Below are 18,048 nucleotides of genomic sequence, written 5' to 3' on the forward strand. Positions count from 1 at the left end.
CGCGCCGCGAGAGCGGTCAGACCGCGGTCAAGGGGGGTGTCGGGAGTGTGAGCGCCATCGAGACCAGATGGCGCGAAAGGACGGACACGGACGTGGCCACCACCCAGCACACCCCGGCAACCGACTCCTCCGAGTCCGTGACCCGCTACACCACGATCTCCCTGATGAACCGCGACTGGGACGTGCTCTGCCGCGACCTGAGGGCCGCCGACCGGGTGGTCGCCTGGGCGGAGGAGGACGCCGAGCTCGTCGGAGTAGCAACTCCCCAGGATGTCGTGGACAAGATCTCCGACCTCCACCGCCGCGGCGAGTTCGACCAGCACGACCGCGTGATGCACCTGCTGGTCGAGCGGGCCGCCGGGGTCGGCTTCGATGCCCACCTCGCGTGGAGGATCACGGTCCGGGTCCTGCTGCCCAAGGCGATCCTGATGGCCAAGACCCAGCGCCGTACCGGCCTGCCGTGGGACGACGTGTGCGCGGCCGTGTTCGGCGCCGCCTTCGAGGTCGTCCGCACCTACCCGCTCGACCGGCGGCCGCGGCGGATCTTCAACAACCTCGCCCTCGACACCCTGCAGCTCGCCCGCCGCACCCTGGCCGCCTGTCTCGACGACATCGAGGAGCTTCAGGAGTTCGCCGCCGGTGTCGCCCCGCTGGCCGCGGCCGAGCACCACACCCGATACACGCACGTCGTCTCCAGCGAGGACCCCGACACCCCCCACCGCACGGTCGAGCTCGCCGACCTGCTCATGCGGGCCGCCCAGATGGAGCTCGTCGACGTCGACGAGCCGGCCCTGTCGCGTCACGAGACACGGACGGAGGTCCTCGACCTGCTGCTGTGGGCGGTGGAGGTCGGAGCGCTCAAAGAGCTCGAGGCGCAGCGCATCGCCCGGTACTACCTGTCCACCTCGCAGCGCCCCGACCAGCGCCACATGACCACCCGGTCCATGGGCCACGAGGGAGACCTGCTGCGGCAGCACGCCAGCCGCGCCGTACGCACGCTGCGCGCGAAGTCGGACCTCTCGCAGTACCGCGCCGCGGCCTGAGAGCTGCCGGCGCCCGTCGGACCAGGCGCCGACGGAAGTCGCTCGAAAAAACTTCAGCCCGACTGTCACACCGCGCCCTTCCTCAACACCTGTAGCAGGCGAGAGGGCCGCCAAATCGGTCCAGCCCCACCTGAACATCCACCCCCACTCTTCTCGACTCCGGGAGAACCCCCGTGACCACGATGTCCCCGGCCGACACCGGCCGACAGCTGCTCGACGCCGATGAGGCCCGTGTGGCCCGTGCTTCGCGCGAGCTGACCAAGATCGCCGCTGCTCTGGTGAGCCGGCCGATGGACCGTGACCTGCACGAGCAGATGCGCGCCTTCCTCGACAGGGAGTCGGAGGCCTCTCTGGCGTCGTGGGATGTGCTGCTGCAGCGCACGCCGGACCAGCTCAAGGAGCGCATCTCGACGGTCCTGACCGTCCAGGCGCTGCGGAGGGCTTCGTGAAGCGGCCGCGCCGGCAGCACAAGGCGGCCAAGAAGCACCTCGTCGAGGCGGAGGCCTGGGACGAGGAGGTCGACGAGCCCCAGGAGACATCGGCGGACGAGCCGGACGAGACCGGGTGGAAGACCAGCACGGCACAGATGGCCGGCCTCTCCCGGCTGGTCCGCGCCGGGGTCTGGGTGCTCGTTGTCTCCGGCCCCGTCCTCGGCGCGCTCGCGTTCCTCTCCTCGTCCGCTCCGGCCCAGGGCGCGGCCAAGCCGGTCGCCACGGCGACGTCGGCGTCGCCGGTCGGGCCGGCCGGCTTCGCCGAGTTGTTCGTCGCCGCCTACCTGCAGGCTGGCCAAGGAACCGAGCGGGACCTGGCGCCGTACTACTCCGGCTCCGTCGCGCTCGCCGTAAAGCCCGGGACCCGCACGGCCACGCAGTCCACCGTGATCGCATCCCGCGAGGTTCAGCCGGGTTACTGGTCCATCACCGTTGCCGCCGACGTCACCGCCTACGACGACAAAGGCAAGTCCACGCGGCTGGGCGTCCAGTACTTCCGCGTCGGCATCCAGGCCACCGGCCCGGCTGGCGCCGGCGGAACCGCGCAGGGCGCTGCCCCTGCCGGCTACGTGGCGACGTCGCTGCCGGCGCAGGTGGCCGCGCCTGCCGCACTCAAGCCGGGCGGCCTGGCGTACGAGACCGACCGCGGGTCGAGCAGTGCGGACCCGTCGGTCGAGACCGCGCGCGGGTTCCTGGCCGCCTACCTGACTGGTACGACCGAGCTCGACCGCTACACCTCGCCCGGCACCCGGCTGCAGCCGATCACCCCTGCGCCGTACGCCGCGGTGAAGGTGACCGGTGTCCAGGACGACTCGTCCGGCTCGGGTCAGCAGAAGGTGCCGGCCGACGGCACGGTGCTGCACCAGCTGGTCCAGGTCGATGCCACGGACCAGGCCGGCAGTCCGGTCTCGCTGAGCTACGCGCTCACCCTCAAGTCCCGCGCCGGCCGCTGGGAGGTCGCGTCCGTCGACGACGCCCCGGCCATCCGCGCGAGCAGTCCGCCGTCGGCGGCGCCGCACACCACCACGAGCCCCGACGCAGCTACGGCATCTGACTCGCCGTCGCCGTCGCACTCCTGAAGAAAGAGGAATCGTTCATGCGCATCCTGGCAGCCGCCAACCCCGACCACGTTGTCCTCGCCGGCGACGTCCTTGACTGGGCCAACACCAAGACGGGGCAGGTCCGCGCGCTGGTTCTCACCGTGGCCGCCCTCATGGCGATCATCGCCGTGCTGATGGCCTGGTGGAAGACCCGCTCCTTCGTCGGCACCCTCGTCGCTTTCGTCCTGGCCGCCCTCGTGCTCTGGGGGATCAGCAACCTCAACGTCCTGCAGACCAAGGTCGGCTCCGAGATCAACGACGCGGCCCCTGTCGTTGTCGTCCACGTCGCTGGTGACGCCCCCGCGCTGGCGGGTGAGGGCCGGCGGGTCTCGTGAGCGCCTCGGAGGAGGAACTGATCGGGCACTCGTATACGCGAGCCCGTCGGCACCCGCTCGTCATCGGCAAGCTCCCGGGAGCCGGCCGGCTCCCGGGAGGGCCCTACACGATCACCCAGGTGATGACCATGGTGGTCACCTTCGGGCTCCTCGTCATGACGAAGGATCTGTGGGCCCACTTCGGCGCCATGAACTTCATCCTCATGGCGCTGATCCCCTGGGGTCTGGCCTGGGTGCTGCGGTACGCGCGGCTCGACGGCCGCGATCCGGCACGCGCCGTGCGCAGCCTGCTCATCTACTCCTCCACTCCGGCCCAGGGGCGCCTGGCCGGCAAGCCGCAGCGGGTCGCTCGACCTCGACTGGCGACCGCCACCTGCACGGTGCGCGTCCGGTCCGCCGAGCGACCCGCCCCGGCGGCGGCCCCGCAGCCTGCTGCAGCGCCCGCACCCGGGGCCAGGCGCAGAGCCCGCCCGGCACCTGTGCCAGCGGCGGCCGCAGCGAGCCGGCCAGAGCCGAAGACCGGGCTGCAGGCCCTCCTCGCCTCCCTCGACGAGGAGTAACCAGCCGCCCCGTCGTCACCACCAGCACAGAAAGAAGAACCCCATGCGTCTCCCCGTCCGGCACATCAGCGGCCACCTGATTTGGACCACTGCCGCCACCGTGTGGGCGGTGTGGCGCGTCGACACCGAGAACTACACCCACGCCTCCAAGTCCACGAAGCGCGAGCGGCTGGACGCACTGGAGTCCCTCTTCAAGTCCCTGCGGGGCGAGGCCCTCCTGCTCAGCCTGTGCCCGAGCGTCGACGCCGCGTCGGTCGTCACCCGCATGACCGCCGGCGTCGACCTCGACGCTTCCCCCGAGTACGTCGACCTGGCGCTGAAGGTCCTCGACCAGCTCCAGGACCTCGAGCTCACCGGCCGCGTCGACTTCCTCGCCGTCCCGTTGCCCCACCTCGACTTCAAGCAGAGCGCCCGGGCGGTCCTCTCCTCCCTCCAGGCGGAGGTGATGGGCACGCTCGGTCTGCCGGTCGCCCCGATATCGCTCTCCGAGGAGCGCCAGCGCCTGGAGCAGGCGACCCGCCTGGCCGCCGGCTGGCCCTCCGGCATCAAGATGCGGCCTGCCACCGAGGCGGAGATCCTGTGGATCTACGGGCACAGCGCCCGCCGGGGCCTGAGCGAGCCGCTCCTGCCCGAGGACGGCGCACCGCGCGGTCTTCGCGGTCGCGGCCACACGGTCACCGCCCACACTCAGGTGATCCTGGACGAGGGCGGCCGCGGCACCCGGGCCTCCAAGGGTCCGACCAACCCGTTCAAGCGCCGCTACCTGCGCGCCACCAGCGAACACGGCGACTCCTACCAGGCGTTCTGCGTGCTCTCCGAGATGCCGGAAGCCTTCCGGTTCCCCGGCAGCGAGTACCTGGCGGCGCTGGACGAGTTCAACTTCCCCGTGGACTGGGCCGTCCGTCTGCACGTCGAGTCCGGCTCGAAGGCCGAGCCGAAGTCCCGGCGCCAGCAGCGCGAGCTCGCGCACCAGCGCGGTGAGTACGACGGCGAGACCTCCGGCGTGCCGGCCTCCCTCGACAAGGCGTCCCTCGCCCTGGACGAGTACCGCGACCGGCTCACCGCCTCCTCCACCGAGGTCGAGATCCGTGCCACCGTCGCCACCTGCGTGTGGGGGACCACCCCCGAGGAGGCCGACGAGAAGGCGACGTCGCTGGCCAACCACTTCGGCGGCAACGACTACACGCTCGTGAGGCCCACCGGCGACCAGGTCGCGCTCTTCCACGGCATGCTGCCCGGCACCAAGACGCCCGGCCCGATGCTCGACTACACCCAGTACCTCCTGGCCCGCGATTTCGCGATGTCGATGCCGTTCTGCGGCGCCGGCCTGGGCGACGACTCCGGCAGCCTCTTCGGCCTCCAGCTCAACGGCGGCGGCGTACGCCCCGTGCTCGTTGACTTCTCCCACGGCCCCCGCGTCAACGCCTCCGCGTCCGCCGCGTTCGTCGGCGAGCTCGGCTCCGGCAAGTCGGTGGCGATGAAGTGCGCCATGTACAGCATCCTGACCACCGGCCACCGGGCCGGGCAAAGGAACTCCCGCGGCCGCGCCCTGGTCATCGACCGCACCCCGCAGCAGGAGTGGTCGCGGTTCGCCAACGCCTGCCCCGGCACCACGCAGATCATCAACGTCGACGAGAACGCCGGCGTCTCCCTCGACCCCCTGCGCGTCTTCCGCGGCCCGCGCGCCGCCCGCTACACCGAGTCCTTCCTCACCCCGCTCCTGGACATCGGCTCGATGAGCATCGAGGGCATCACCCTCGCCGAGGCGATCGAGGCCACCCGGCTCGGCCCCAAGCCGAGCATGACCGCGCTGATGGACACGCTCGCCAACCGGGCCCGCACGCCCGACCCGGAGGAGCCGAACGACGCCGCGGTCCGTGCCGCCGCCTCCGAACTCGTCCGCAAGCTGCGGTCGCTGGCCAAGAAGGACCTCGGCCGCGTCATCTTCGACCCCACGCTGCCGGTCGTACGGATCACCGACGCCGACAGCATCGTCTTCGCCGTCGACCGCCTGGGCCTGCCCACCAAGGAGGAGCTCTCCGAGCACCGCCTCCCGAGCCTGGAGGTCGAAAAGCGGTTCGGCTGGCGGCTGATGTACCTGATGACCGCGCTCTGCCGCGAGATCGCGTTCGCCGACCCCAACGAGTTCGCCGGCGTCTTCCTCGACGAGTGCTGGTGGCTCACCTCGTCCGCCGAGGGCTCCAACCTGCTGCTCGAGCTCATCGCCGACGGCCGCAAGCACAACGCCGGCGCCTTCGCCGGCAGCCACGACCCCTACGACATCGGCCCGAAGTCCGAGATCGGCGACAAGATCCGGGCGCTGCTGTCCCACATCTTCGTCTTCCGCCACCGCGGCAAGGCGCTGGCCGCACGCTGCTTGGAGTTCCTCGACCTCGACCCGACCGACGACGAGATGCTCAAGGTCATCACCGAGAACCTCAGCCCGCTCAACGTCAGCGAGACCGAGCGCGCCCTGCGGGCCGGCGAGGGCCTGTACCGAGACCTCCGCAAGCGCATCGGTGGGATCAAGGTGCTGATCCCCGCCGATGAGAACGCGGCCGCCGCCATCACCACAACGCCTGGGCAGCGCGACGAAGAAGACGACGAGGCCGTGGAGTTGTTCGCCGAGGCGGACGGAGCCCTCGCATGAGCCACATACAGCGAGGGCGCGTCAAGCGGCGCCTGGGGCTCATCGCCGTCCTGCTGGCCCTCTTCAGCGTGGTGCTGGCCCCTGCCGCCATGGCAGATCCGGCGCCGTCGCCCAGCACGTCCGCTCCTGCAGCCGGCCCCCCGAACTTGAACCAGAAGCCGAAGGACGGCAGCGACGGCCTCCTTCAGCCGTTCAATGTGACGGACAAGGACGGCGTCCCGATCAGCTCCTACACCGTCAAGACGGACACGGGCGGCTGGAAGGACATCGACCTCAAGATCTGGAACATCGTCGCCCAGCTGTTCTTCGGCGTCTCGAAGTGGGTCATCGGCTTCACCTGCTGGCTGATCAAGTGGGCGCTGAACTTCGGCCTGGCCAAGGTCATGGTCGGACCCGTCGAGGACATCTCCAGCACCCTCAAGTCCCAGGTCATCGACCGGCTCGGCCTGCCGGGCCTGTTCCTGACGTTCGCCGGCTTCTACTGCGGCTGGCTGATCCTCTTCAAGGAGCGTTCGCGCGGCTTCGCCGAGATCGGGGTCTCCCTGGTCGTCGCCGCGCTGACCACTACCGTGCTCGTCTCGCCGGCCCAGGTGCTGCTCGGCCAGCACGATCAGCCGCAGGCACAGGGCTCCACCATGCTGCTCTCCGAGGAGGGCTTGCTGGGGAAGTCGAAGGACTTCACCCTCGAGGTCGCCAGCATCGTGCTGGCAGACGATCCCGCGAGCGCCCAGGGCAGTGCCGACCCCAACAACGTGGCGAAGCCGATCACCGACGCCCTGGTGGAGGCGTTCATCGTCAAGCCCAACCAGCTCATGGTCTACGGGCAGACCTTCGACGGGCAGTGCGACAAGGCCTTCCGACAATTCAAGCTCGCCGAGTTCAACCTCAACCAGCTGGGGATGAACTACTGGGACGCCATGGTGATGGATTCGATGTACGACACGAACTTCATCGGGCAGCTCAACGAGAACGCAAAGAAGTTCGAGGCCGCGTGCGGGGATGTGAAGCCGAAGGCCAAGCGTGCCTCCGCGGACCTCGCCTTCTCCGCCCTGTTTGTCGCCATCGCCGCCGTCATCGTGGCGATCCTCATGGTTCTTGTCACCGGCACGTTCCTCACCGCGCAGGGCTGGTTGGCCTTCGAAGCCATCCGCGGCCACTGGGCACTGACCGCCGGCATCCTGCCCGGCGGCGGCCGCGCCACCCTGTGGCGCTGGTGCTCCGCAATCACCAAGGCCGTCCTCGGCATCATCATCGCCATTCTCTTCCTGGCGATCTTCATCCTCATCGTCCTGGCCCTGACCGACGCGGACACCGGCGATATCTTGGCCGTGAAGTTCATCGTCATCGACGTCACTGCCATCGCCGGCCTGGCCGGTCACAAGCGCATCAAGCAGACTGCCCAGAGCATCGCGGTCAACCTCAACCGCAAGCTCGCCAACGCCCGCGTAGGCGGGGCTGGCCGCCGCTCCGTGTTCAGCAGCCCTGGCCGGTACGCCGAGACCGCCCCCGGCCTGAAGCAGATGTGGAGTGAGGCCCGCGGCGAGGCCAGGCGCGTGAGCAGGCCCGTCGGCCAGGGCTTGAAGACCGCCAAGAACGCCTGGGTCGGCTCGCCGCAGGCCAACCGCAAGGCCAGCCGGCTGCGGACCGCGGCCCGACTTGCTACCAACGCCGCCGCGGCTGTGGGCACCGGCGGCGCCAGCGCGGCCGCGAAGGTCGCGGCGCAGCAGGCGGCCAAGCAGACCTTGAAGAACCGGCTGGCCACGGCGGCCGCGAACAAGATGTCCCAGACCCGGGGCGGCAGGGCCACCATGGCCACCGGCAAGGCGGCCGCCGCCACCGCCAAGTACGGCGCCAAGGCGACGAAGTTCGCCTTCATGGCCACGGTGGGTGCGCCGGTGGGCATTCCCCGGGGAGTCGCCGCGACGAAGCGAGGCGCTGCCGCGGCAACGGCCCGTGCCGGGCAGGTGCGCGACCAGCTCAAGGCCGTCAAGGCACGGACCGTCGACAGGAAGGTCCAGGAGGCCAAGGACTTCGGAGCCGAGTACAAGCGCAACGTCGTCACGGCCGGCAAGTTCGTCGCGAAGCAGGGAACGAAGGCCCAGGTCCACCTCGGTCTGGCCGAGATTCAGCCGGATCCGAAGGCCGGGAATCCTCCTGGGCCCCGGGCCGGTGCCGTCGCGCCGAAGACCCCCGGTGGCGCGCCGGCGGCGGCTGGCACGAAGACACCGAGCTCCGTGAAGCCCCCGGCCGCCGGGCCGGCCGCGGTGCCGAAGATGCCTACCCCGCCCACCCCTGCGCCGGCGACGCCCCCGGCTGCGAAGAAGTCGACGCCGGCCAAGCCGCCGGCTCCGCCTCGGACCATCCGGCGTGCCACGCGGCCGCCCGGCCCGCCCAAGCCCCGGCCGTAGCCGGACTGCGGCCGGGACTCCACAGGTCCCGGCCGCCCAGATCACCGCACCAGAACCACCTGACGGGGGACCCCCATGCCTCAAACCGATGCCGCGCGTGCCCGCGCCCAGCGCGCGACGATCGCGCTGTTCGTCGCTGCGGCCGTCCTGGCAACTGTCGGTGTCACCCTCCTGTTCGGCCTCCCTGAGGCCGACCGTCCTGCCACCGACTCGACTCCGGTCACGGCCGCTTCCTCCGCCCCTGCGGTCGGCAGCGGCTCTGGCGGCACGCGCCCGGCCGAGGCCTCCCCCGCGGCGGAACCGTCGGCGTCTCCTGAGCACTTGGGCCTGAGGCAGGTGCCGACGCCGGTCGAGGAGGCGGCCCGGTCCTTCGTGACCGCGTGGGCCAGCCACGACGCCCGACCGGGCCGGGACAACTCGTACGACGACGCATCCCGGCGGGCCGCGATCTACGCTGCCGGAGATCTTGCCGAGGACCTGCGCACTCACACCAGCGGCAGCGCCGCCACGCAGCAGTGGTTGAGCTGGAAGGACCATCAGGTCCAGGTGGCGGTGGCGGTCCTGCGGGTGTCACTGCCGGACGGAGCGCCCGCACCGAGCGAGGACTCCGCTTTCGCGCGTGTGATCTACAAGCTGACCGCAACGCCAGCCAAGGGCCCTGCCAGCGAGTCGGAAGAGCACGTGGCGCTCAAGCTCCGCCGCGGCGCCGACGGAAGCTGGCGCGTCGTCGGACTGCCCAATGTCTGAGCAGGGCAAGTCCAAGGCCCTGCGGAACGTGCTGATCGCGGCGATCCTCTCCTGCCTGCTTGGATTCGGCCTGATCCTGAGTGCCGTACTGGCGCTGTCGTCGGCAATCGGCGAGGACAACACCAGCAGCGCACTGGAGAACGCGGGCTTCGGCGGCGGTCTGTCGGACACCAAGGAGATCCCTGACTGGCTGCGTCCCATCATCCTCGACGCTGTGGCGAGGTACGGCTGTGCGGAGGTCACCCCATCGCTGATCGCCGCCCAGCTCTACCAGGAGTCCACCTTCCGCAAGAACCCGCCCGACGGTGGAGCCGGCGCGATGGGCATCGCCCAGTTCATCCCCTCCACCTGGGCGACCGAAGGCATCGACGCCAACAACAAGGGCGGCGCGGACCCGCTGGACCCTGAGGACGCAGTTTCGTCGATGGTGGCCTACGACTGCAAGCTCGCCGACGAGATCCGCAGCGTGCCGGGCGACGTCGTCGACAACATGCTCGCCGCCTACAACGCCGGCGGGAACAAGGTGAAGAAATACGGCGGCATCCCACCGTACGAGGAGACGCGCAAGTACGTCCGCGAGATCCGGGACCGGGCGGAGAAGTGGTCCGCGCCGATGGACGGCAAGGTCTCCGGCGGACTGTCCAAGGTTGTGGCCGCAGCCAAAGAGGCGCTCAACACCCCATACGTCCTGGGCGGCAGCTGCAAGCCTCCGTTCCAGGGAGCCAAGGGATGCGACTGCTCCAGCCTGGTCAAGTACGCCTGGAGCAAGGTCGGCGTGAACCTTCCACGAGTCACCTACGACCAGGTCGACATCGGCACCAAGGTGAAGTCGGCGAACGACCTGCGCCCCGGTGACCTGATCTTCTCAGGCGGCAGCGCGTCCAGCCCGGAGCACGTATCCATGTACATAGGGGGCGGCGAGGTCATCGACGCGCCGCACACCGGCGCCCGTGTCCGCATCAAGCCCCTGTCCTTCTGGAAGGGCCGGATCCTGATCATGAAACGGCCCAACTACACCGAGCCGGGGTCGGGTGGCACCTCAGGCACGTGGGTCGCCCCTGTCGCCGACGATCACGTAGGCACCGGGTACCGGGTCTTCGGATCGATGTGGTCGAGCGGCTACCACACCGGCGTGGACTTCCCCGTGCGCACCGGAACTGCGACCCGCGCGGTGGGCCCGGGCACCGTGGTGACGGCCGGCTGGAACAACGCGTACGGCTACCAGGTAGTGATCAAACACGGCGACGGCATGTACTCGCAGTACGCCCACCACTCCTCGCTGGCGGTGGTCGTCGGCCAGAAGGTGAAGGGCGGCGACCGGATCGGGTACTCCGGCGCCACGGGCAACGTCAGCGGTGCGCACCTCCACTTCGAGATACGCACCGGCCCGGAGTACGGATCGGACATCGACCCACTGGCCTACCTCCGTAGTCACGGCGTCAAGATCTGACCTGCCGGCCGGCGTCACGCTCTCCCGCAGGGGCATGACGCCGGCCGACGCCATACCGCGAAGAAATTCGGAGCGGAGTGTCACACCGAGCCGGATCCCGACACCTGTAGCAGGTGAAAGGCCCGTTTGCTCTTCGGAGGTGCCGCCATGCTCCCGACTTCCCCCGTGCCCGCTCCGGCCGCCGCGGTGCCGCCGTGCGCCTCGTCCTCGGACGGTGGGCGATGACCACGACCGACCTCATCGATGGCGCAATCGGCTTCGTCGACGACCTCCCGGGCCACGTCGAGCGCCTGGCGGACTCGGTGATGGCCAACGCCTGGTGGGTTGCGCTGGTCGCCCTGGCAGCCAGCGGGGTAGCCGCCGCGGTCCGCTGGGCCCTGTCCCGTGGCCCGATGTCCAAGCGAACGGCTCTGGAGGTGCTGCCGACCACAGGCTTCGACCCGAAGCCGGAAGAGGTCGTCCGCTTCGGGCACCAGATGGCCCGCGCGCACAAGAGCGTGTCGCGCTGGCTCGTGTCCTCGGCCCGCACCAATGCTCTGCGCATCCGGTTCACCTGCTCCAACGGGTCGCTGTCCATGAGGGTCGAGGGCCCGGATCGAGCGATGTCGGTTCTGCGCCACCAGGGCTACGCCCAGGTCGAGATGCGGCCTATCGAGGCCGACGGGCGTGCCGCGCGCGAACGTCCACAGATCCGGCTCGGCTCCTGACGCACCGCCGGACACCACAGACAGGTAGATCATGACCACCGCACCACACCCGACCGCCGCCCCGCCGGTCGATCTCGCCAAGCCGGAAGCTGATGACCACGGCAAGCCGGCCACCCAGGAGATGCACTACGCCCGCGCCGAGCTCGCCCTGGCCCTTCCTGACCACCTCGCCCTGCGCGAAGTGCCGCTCACCCCGGATCCGCTCGAGGCCCTGGCCAACGCGGTAGCCGACGTCCGCGAGGACCTCGGCGAGAGCGCCGACGTCGTCCTGGACCTCGTTCCCGTCGCCCCGAACCGTGTCAGCAGCCGCCGCCGGCGCCTGCTGGCCCAGGCCCGCCGCAACCCCACCGACGGGCCGGCCATACCCGGCATGCCGCAGCAGCGCGGCAACCGGTTCGGCTTCGACCTCGGCCAGGTGCTGTCCGAGATTGCCACCGAGATGAAGGGCAACCAGGGCGGCGGTGCCCGGCAACGGCAGCACCAGCAGCGCGCTCACCGCGTCACGGACATGAAGGCCGCCATGGGCAAGCTCGCCCCCGGCGCCGAGCCCGTCTTCTCCATGCAGTTGCTCGTCCGCACCCGCGCGCGCGACGAGTACCGGGCCCGGATGCTGCTGGACCAGGTCCTCGCTGCCCTGGAGCCGTGGTCCGGCGACAACCACCTGCGTCCCGTCGGGCTCCACCTCGGCGTCACCCGCCTCCGGGCGGACCACTGGCTCCACCGGCGCAAGTTCGACCGCCGTTTCGAGAGCGGGCTCTTCATGCCGCGTCGGCATTCCTGGGTGACCGCCCAGGAGATTGCCGGGCTGCTCAAGCCGCCCACCAAGCACAACATGGCCCCGAACATCGCCCGCTCGGGCGGAGTCGTCCCACCGCCGCCCGCAGCGCTCCCGACGTGGACAGGACAGCGAGGCCTGCTGCCCCTGGGGTGGGTGGCCAAGTCCGGCGGCGGGGAGCGCCTCGCCGGCGTCCCGCTGAAGTACCTGCTCTTCGCCCTGTTCCTCGGCAAGTCCGGCTTCGGCAAGACCGAGATGTCGCTCGTGCAGGCGATCGCGATCGCCCACGGCGGGTACGGCGTGCTCTTTCTCGACCCTCATGGTGACGGCTGGGTACGCGCTCGCCCCTACCTGGCCCACAAAGAACTGGCCGACCGGATCTGGGAGATCGACCTCACGAGCCCCGAGCTCGACAAGATGGTCGGCTCCTGGAACCCGCTGTCCATGGAACGCCGGCGCGAGTCCGAGATCCCCGACATCGTCCAGTACATCGTCACCGGCTTCGCCGCGGCCCTGAACTGGTCCGACTCCGCCGGACGTGCGAAGACCATCCTCACGCGTGCGGTCGAGTCACTGGTGTACCTCTCCTGGCATGTCTGCCGCGCCGGCCGGCCCGACCTGGCCCCCACCGTCTTCCAGATCCGCACGATCCTCACCGATGCCGTCTGGCGCACCAGCGTCTTGCCGTACCTGCCCAAGGACATCCGGGACTTCTGGGAAAACGTCTTCCCGGGCTACAGCAAGGAAGCCATCCCGGTCGTCACCAACATCATCGAACGGCTCTCGTCCAGCAACGCGATCAAGGCGTTCCTCGGGTCAAGCCGGTCGACGTACGACATCCGGCACGCCATGGACACCGGGAAGATCGTTTTCGTCTGCCCCGCCGGCACCGGCGATGTCGACCGCATCATCAGCTCCCTGCTGATCTACGACCTCTTCCGGGCCGGCCTGTCACGGCGGGACACCCCGCCCGACCAGCGCCGCGACTTCTATACCTTCATCGACGAGCTGACCAGCGTGGACGGCGCCTCCAAGGGCACGCTCGCCCAGATCACCGAGCAACTGCGCAAGTACAACGTGAAGCTGCTCGCCATGACGCAGATGGCGCAGCGGCTGAGCGCCACCACCCGGCAGGGACTGCTGCAGAACCTGTCCATCCTGTCGACGACCGCGTCCGACGTCGACGAGGCGACGCTGGTCACCCGCCGCTGGGGCAAGAAGGTTGCCCCCGACACGATCGTCCAGCTCAACCGGTACAGCTACGTGATGTCCGTGACCCTCGAAGGCGGCACGACCGACCCGTTCCGCGTCCGCGGTGCCTCGGTGGAGGACCTTTACGGCGACTACTACCGGCCGCAGAACGAGAAACTCCTGACGCAGGCCATCGACGAGAACCTCCAGCGCCGCTCAGTCCGCGACATCCTCACCGACCTGCGCCGACTGGACCCGCGGCTGCGCCGGTTCCTCGTCACCCTCCCCGTCCCGCCGGACGACGACGAGCCCGCCGCCGCCGATCTGCCGGCCGACGAGCCCGAATCCGACGAGACCGCACCGCGCGACCCCGAAGGGCCGGACGGACCGGCCGGCGGCACTGCGTCCGGTGGCGGGGAGGCCAAGCCGCGCGTCCACGACAGCGAAGGCACCGTCATCAGCGGTGGGCCGGACCCGGCCGATGAAGCCCACGACAACGTCCACCCGATCAACCCCCACCAGAACCAGTCGAGGATCGGATGAACCTGCCCCCTGTCGAAGCGACCGCCGCGGCAGCGCTCACGCGCAGTTTCCACGCGATCAGCGGCGAGGTTTTGGAGCTGCTGTACCAGCACCGGGTGCTCTCCACTCAGCAACTGCACGTGCTGCTCACCCCGCCCGAGAAGCGACCGGCCCGCCCCGTGTACCTGCGTCGGCAGCTCGGCGAGCTCCACAAGGCAGGGTTGGTCGGGCGGATCCGGGCGAAGGGGCCCGGTGGCCGCGGGCGGCTACAGAGCCAGCCGTTCCTGTGGTTTCTGACCGAAGCCGGTGCCGAGTCCGTGGAGGAGGCCGGTGAGCTGCCCCCGCGGCCATACCGGGTGACGCCCGAGTCCGTCGCCGGTGCTCGCCAGGCGCACACGCTGGGTGTGAACGAAGTCGGCATCGCTTTCGTCGAGTGGGCTCGCCGACTGGGGCACGAGTGTGGGCCGCTGGACTGGACCCCTGAGGTCGCCAACCGGATCCGCGACGGTCAGCGTCGATTCGAGGACGACCACGTCATCAGCGACGCCGTCCTCAACTACGTACACGTAGAGCGTGGCGGCCGCCGGACGATGCTCAGCTTCTTCGTCGAGTTCGACCGTGCCACGATGACCTCCGCGCGGCTCGCCGCGAAGCTCGAAGCGTACGGCCGGCTGTACGAGTACGTTCCACAGAGCGCGGACCGCGCTCGCCGGACCTCGAACGCGACCCGGCCAGCGTGGATGTACAACTATCCGGTCTTTCCCCGCGTCCTGGTGGTCCTCGACGCGGCGCCCCCGAAGGCCGGGGAGCCGGACCGGCGGGCCCAGCGCCTTGCCGCCCGTACCGAAGACCTGTACGCGCGCGCCGGCGCGGACGTCCGTCTCAGCCGGCTGAAGGGCGACATCAACATCGGCGTCACCACCCTGCAGCAGCTCCAGGAGCACGGGCCGCTCGCCCCGATCTTCACCCCGTTGCTGCGTGGCACGCCGTCCGCCCGCCCCGCCCCCACCGACCTCTACCTCGCCTCGAAGTGACCGGCCGCTCCCCGCGGTCTTGAAGGAAGCAGCGCCATGACCAGTACCTCGCTCGAGGTCCCGCCCGACGGCGGGAGCATGATCCGGCTCACCGAGATCCTGCACCGCAGCGTCAAGCTGCGGCAGCGGCGATTCGAGATGCTGCCGCTGCGCGGCCAGGGCGCGCCCTTCACCGAGCCCCACGCCCGCAACCCCTCCGACTCCTTGCCGCCGTCCGAACTCGCCGACTTGATCTCCTCCATGTCCGTCATCGGCCTCTTGGAGCCGGTCCTGGCCGAGGAGATCGTCGTCGACGGCAAGGCGCCGACGATCCGCCTGGTCACCGGGGAGCGCCGCCTGCGCGCCATGCGCTGGGGCGCCGTTAACAGACCGGACAACCCGCACTTCCAGGCCCTGCCGGCTGTGGTCTGCCCGGGCCCGTTGTCCGAGGAGGAGCGCCACATGTGGCGCTTCGTCGAGAACTTCGCCCGCGAGCCCCTCCGCCCCGGGGAGCAGGCCGCCGCGTTGCTGTACCAGCGGTGCGCCATTCTCGTCGGCAAGCTCCTCAAGGCCGGCAAGCCCGTGCCACAGGAGGTTTACGCGATCCCCGACCCGGCCGAGCGGTTCCTTGCCCTGGAGAAGATTCGCGGCACCGACAGTTCCTGCGCCGCCCCCTGGAGCGAGGTGCTGGACCGCCTCGGGCTGCAGCTCAACGAACGCAAGGCCAGCGAGCTCGTACGTGCCTTCCGCGCGCTGCCCCGGGACCTCACCGAGGCGATGGACGAAGCCGCGATCCGTCTGAACACCCGGATCCGGTTCGCCGAGCTCCGCAACGGCCGGGCACAGGCTGCAGAGGGCATCTGGGCCGCCTTGAAGTCCTCCAAGCGGCTCCACCTGCTGCCGACCGCCGTGAACGTCGGCCTGGAGGACCCCGACCTCGGACCAGAAGAGATCATCGCCGAAGCTGAAGAGCGGCAGGACACGGCGAACGCCGGCCGCCGGGCCAAGCTCACCCGGGTGCCCACGCAGACGGAGGACCAGGCGGAACCCGAAGACGGCGAGGGCGTTGGAGATCCCTCGGCACTCGGCCCAAGCACGGTGCCAGAGGTCACACAGCCCGGCGATCCGTTGGCGCCCGCGGCGCCAGCAGCGGCCGCAGATGCGATGCCCGCCGACGGGCCCCCGCGTCGACCGGCTGTGGAGTCGAACACGATCCGCACCGCGCTGGACGGGATCCGGGGGCTGCTGGCCGAGGTCCGGGCCGGCAAGGAGATCGCGCGGTACGACCGTGGCTCGCTGCTCCTCGCCCTGCGCGAACTCAGTACCCACCTCGACGACGCCCCCATCGACGGCGCGACGGACCACGATGCAATCAGCGAAGGAAGCGAAGCAGCATGACCAGTGTCTCCCTGCCCATCCCGACCGTCGGCGTGCCCCTTCCGGGCCGCGGCTGCGACTGCAACAGCTGCGCCTTCTACGCCGGACCCGACGGCCGGGGAGGCCCGGCGACCGTTGAGCCCCTGTGCACCGGCCAGAACTCGGACTGCCGGTTCTGCGGGTGCTCGGCGGCCGAGGCGGACGCGCCGGCGAACGCGTGCGTGACCCGCAAGTGCCCAATCCGGTGCGGGAGCCGTACCGACATAGCCGGGTGGATGGCCGACGTGGGCGGCACCCTGACGTTCGACGACATCAGCGTCGACAGCACGCTGCCCGACGGCCTGCCATCCTTCATCCCCATGACCGACGGCTCCGCGGTCACCAAGCTCGACGCCAGCCTGAACTGGCCGGCCTACGGCGTCGGACTGCGACGCGTGTTCTCGCCCGACACCCACACGCTCTACAAGCGCTTCACCGAGCAGACCGCCCGCCAGGCCCTGGCGCTCGGGGACCACCAGAAGGCCGTGCTGGTCGGCTACGGCGAGGACCCGCTCGTCGAAGCCTTCTGGACTCGCCGCGGACGCGACAGGCTCGTCGAACGCATCGCGGAGCAGGAATGGGACCTGGTGCTCTCCTGCAACTACTCGATCTATGGCGACTGGCCGCGGACGGAGCACCTGCTCAACATGCGCCGATCTCTCCTGCTCGCGCAGGAGTTCGCCGAGGCCGGTGTGAACGTCGTGCCGAACGTGTACTGGTTCCGGCTCGAGGATCTCCAGCGCTACCTCTCGTGGATCGAGGACACCCAGCCGGCCGCCATTGCCATCAACGTGCAGACCGTCCGTGACAACGCCGACTGGGACAGCTGGGAGCGGCCCGGCCTGCACTGGCTTGCCGAGAACCTTCCCGAGGACCTGCCGGTCATCCTCACCGGCCTGTCCCGGGCCAACCGGATCGCCGAGATGGTCCAGATCTTCGGCTCCCGGCTGACGCTGATCTCCCAGAACCCGCACCAGTACGCCCTGCACGGCGCGATCATGACCCCCAACGGCCGCGAGGACGTCCATGCCCGGACCGAGGATGCCTTCGCCGCGACGGTCCAGTACATGGCCTCGCTCCTGCCGAGCCGCTGAAACTTCTTCGCCCGCACTGTCACACCGGCGGCTCCTCCCACACCTGTAGCAGGTGAAGCGACCTTTGGGAGGAGCCCCCGTGAACACCGAACCCAACCCCACCATCGCCGAGACCGCGGAGCTGTCGACGGCCGCTCCGGCCTGGCGACTGTGGATTCTGCTCGTTTGGCACCCCACCCTCGGCCTCCCCGTCGATCCCGTCGCCGTGCTCGGCCTCGACGAGAGCCGACAGCCGGCCGAGCGTGTCGTGCGCTGGGTGCCCCTCGTCTACGAACAGGCCGACCCCTGGCGCGAGCGCCTGGGCCAGACCACCACCAGCGAGGACATCGAGCGCTGGATCGCGCACTCCGGCGGCGCGTGCTCGCTCGAGCCGGCCGACGTCCCGGAAGGCGCGCTCGACCTCACACACGCAGCCGACCTCGTTCTTGACGAACTGCTCGCCGAGGTCATCCCTGCGCTCCCGCCGCGGGGTGACGGCTGATGGGCACGGGCAGCAAGTCCTCCCACGCCTCCTACGCGGTGGGCCCCACCACGGCGTCCGAAGCA

15 protein-coding genes are annotated in these 18,048 nt (G+C 70.0%); all 15 read left to right on the forward strand.

Translation table 11 applies throughout. The features are described 5' to 3' along the window. The first annotated feature begins 92 nt into the window (after positions 1-92). The 15 genes from IO29_RS35665 (at position 93) to IO29_RS23400 (ending at position 17,983) form a co-directional block, all read left to right on the forward strand. Positions 93-1,043, forward strand: coding sequence for a hypothetical protein (locus tag IO29_RS35665; RefSeq protein ID WP_030381389.1), 951 nt, complete (start codon positions 93-95; stop codon positions 1,041-1,043). A gap of 182 nt (positions 1,044-1,225) precedes the next feature. Further along, a complete protein-coding gene (locus IO29_RS23335; RefSeq protein WP_030381390.1) occupies positions 1,226-1,492 on the forward strand; it encodes a hypothetical protein in 267 nt (88 codons plus the stop codon). Then, positions 1,489-2,613 (forward strand): conjugal transfer protein, encoded by a 1,125-nt coding sequence (locus IO29_RS23340; protein WP_051707855.1) that lies wholly within the window; start codon positions 1,489-1,491, stop codon positions 2,611-2,613. Before IO29_RS23335 ends, IO29_RS23340 begins: the two co-directional genes overlap by 4 nt. Positions 2,614-2,630: 17 nt before the next feature. Next, positions 2,631-2,969 carry a hypothetical protein gene (locus tag IO29_RS23345; RefSeq protein ID WP_030381392.1) on the forward strand — a complete coding sequence of 113 codons (339 nt, stop codon included), beginning with the start codon at positions 2,631-2,633 and terminating at the stop codon, positions 2,967-2,969. Then, the gene (locus IO29_RS23350) at positions 2,966-3,529 is read left to right on the forward strand and encodes a hypothetical protein (RefSeq protein WP_030381393.1); all 564 of its coding nucleotides are present in this window, start codon (positions 2,966-2,968) and stop codon (positions 3,527-3,529) included. Before IO29_RS23345 ends, IO29_RS23350 begins: the two co-directional genes overlap by 4 nt. Positions 3,530-3,572: 43 nt before the next feature. Continuing rightward, positions 3,573-6,179 (forward strand): ATP-binding protein, encoded by a 2,607-nt coding sequence (locus tag IO29_RS23355; protein ID WP_030381394.1) that lies wholly within the window; start codon positions 3,573-3,575, stop codon positions 6,177-6,179. Next, complete coding sequence (locus IO29_RS23360; RefSeq protein WP_234307595.1) at positions 6,176-8,587, forward strand: hypothetical protein; 2,412 nt, start codon at positions 6,176-6,178, stop codon at positions 8,585-8,587. Before IO29_RS23355 ends, IO29_RS23360 begins: the two co-directional genes overlap by 4 nt. A gap of 75 nt (positions 8,588-8,662) precedes the next feature. Further along, entirely contained in the window at positions 8,663-9,334 is a 672-nt protein-coding gene (locus IO29_RS39645; protein WP_030381396.1) for a Cif family virulence factor, read from the forward strand. Continuing rightward, the gene (locus tag IO29_RS23370) at positions 9,327-10,784 is read left to right on the forward strand and encodes a peptidoglycan DD-metalloendopeptidase family protein (RefSeq protein ID WP_234307596.1); all 1,458 of its coding nucleotides are present in this window, start codon (positions 9,327-9,329) and stop codon (positions 10,782-10,784) included. The genes IO29_RS39645 and IO29_RS23370 overlap by 8 nt, the downstream gene beginning before the upstream one ends. A 221-nt stretch (positions 10,785-11,005) precedes the next feature. Beyond that, the gene (locus tag IO29_RS35670; RefSeq protein WP_078618411.1) at positions 11,006-11,491 is read left to right on the forward strand and encodes a hypothetical protein; all 486 of its coding nucleotides are present in this window, start codon (positions 11,006-11,008) and stop codon (positions 11,489-11,491) included. A gap of 31 nt (positions 11,492-11,522) precedes the next feature. Further along, positions 11,523-14,000, forward strand: coding sequence for a type IV secretory system conjugative DNA transfer family protein (locus IO29_RS23380; protein WP_030381399.1), 2,478 nt, complete (start codon positions 11,523-11,525; stop codon positions 13,998-14,000). Then, entirely contained in the window at positions 13,997-15,013 is a 1,017-nt protein-coding gene (locus tag IO29_RS23385) for a replication-relaxation family protein (protein WP_051707857.1), read from the forward strand. Before IO29_RS23380 ends, IO29_RS23385 begins: the two co-directional genes overlap by 4 nt. 36 nt (positions 15,014-15,049) lie before the next feature. Continuing rightward, positions 15,050-16,390, forward strand: coding sequence for a ParB N-terminal domain-containing protein (locus tag IO29_RS23390; protein ID WP_030381401.1), 1,341 nt, complete (start codon positions 15,050-15,052; stop codon positions 16,388-16,390). Beyond that, the gene (locus tag IO29_RS23395; protein WP_030381402.1) at positions 16,387-17,502 is read left to right on the forward strand and encodes a DUF4417 domain-containing protein; all 1,116 of its coding nucleotides are present in this window, start codon (positions 16,387-16,389) and stop codon (positions 17,500-17,502) included. The genes IO29_RS23390 and IO29_RS23395 overlap by 4 nt, the downstream gene beginning before the upstream one ends. A gap of 79 nt (positions 17,503-17,581) precedes the next feature. After that, complete coding sequence (locus tag IO29_RS23400; RefSeq protein ID WP_234307597.1) at positions 17,582-17,983, forward strand: hypothetical protein; 402 nt, start codon at positions 17,582-17,584, stop codon at positions 17,981-17,983. The last annotated feature ends 65 nt before the right edge of the window (positions 17,984-18,048 follow it).

It is taken from the genome of Streptomyces sp. NRRL F-6676, assembly GCF_000725625.1.
Taxonomy (GTDB): Bacteria; Actinomycetota; Actinomycetes; order Streptomycetales; family Streptomycetaceae; genus Streptomyces.

Excerpts from the sequence above, each read along its gene's own strand:
- IO29_RS35670 (WP_078618411.1), top strand. The coding sequence starts at position 11,006 with ATGACCACGACCGACCTCATCGATGGCGCAATCGGCTTCGTCGACGAC.
- IO29_RS39645 (WP_030381396.1), top strand. The coding sequence starts at position 8,663 with ATGCCTCAAACCGATGCCGCGCGTGCCCGCGCCCAGCGCGCGACGATC.
- IO29_RS23335 (WP_030381390.1), top strand. The coding sequence starts at position 1,226 with ATGTCCCCGGCCGACACCGGCCGACAGCTGCTCGACGCCGATGAGGCC.
- IO29_RS23355 (WP_030381394.1), top strand. The coding sequence starts at position 3,573 with ATGCGTCTCCCCGTCCGGCACATCAGCGGCCACCTGATTTGGACCACT.
- IO29_RS23360 (WP_234307595.1), top strand. The coding sequence starts at position 6,176 with ATGAGCCACATACAGCGAGGGCGCGTCAAGCGGCGCCTGGGGCTCATC.
- IO29_RS23380 (WP_030381399.1), top strand. The coding sequence starts at position 11,523 with ATGACCACCGCACCACACCCGACCGCCGCCCCGCCGGTCGATCTCGCC.
- IO29_RS23370 (WP_234307596.1), top strand. The coding sequence starts at position 9,327 with ATGTCTGAGCAGGGCAAGTCCAAGGCCCTGCGGAACGTGCTGATCGCG.
- IO29_RS23395 (WP_030381402.1), top strand. The coding sequence starts at position 16,387 with ATGACCAGTGTCTCCCTGCCCATCCCGACCGTCGGCGTGCCCCTTCCG.
- IO29_RS23385 (WP_051707857.1), top strand. The coding sequence starts at position 13,997 with ATGAACCTGCCCCCTGTCGAAGCGACCGCCGCGGCAGCGCTCACGCGC.
- IO29_RS23390 (WP_030381401.1), top strand. The coding sequence starts at position 15,050 with ATGACCAGTACCTCGCTCGAGGTCCCGCCCGACGGCGGGAGCATGATC.
- IO29_RS23345 (WP_030381392.1), top strand. The coding sequence starts at position 2,631 with ATGCGCATCCTGGCAGCCGCCAACCCCGACCACGTTGTCCTCGCCGGC.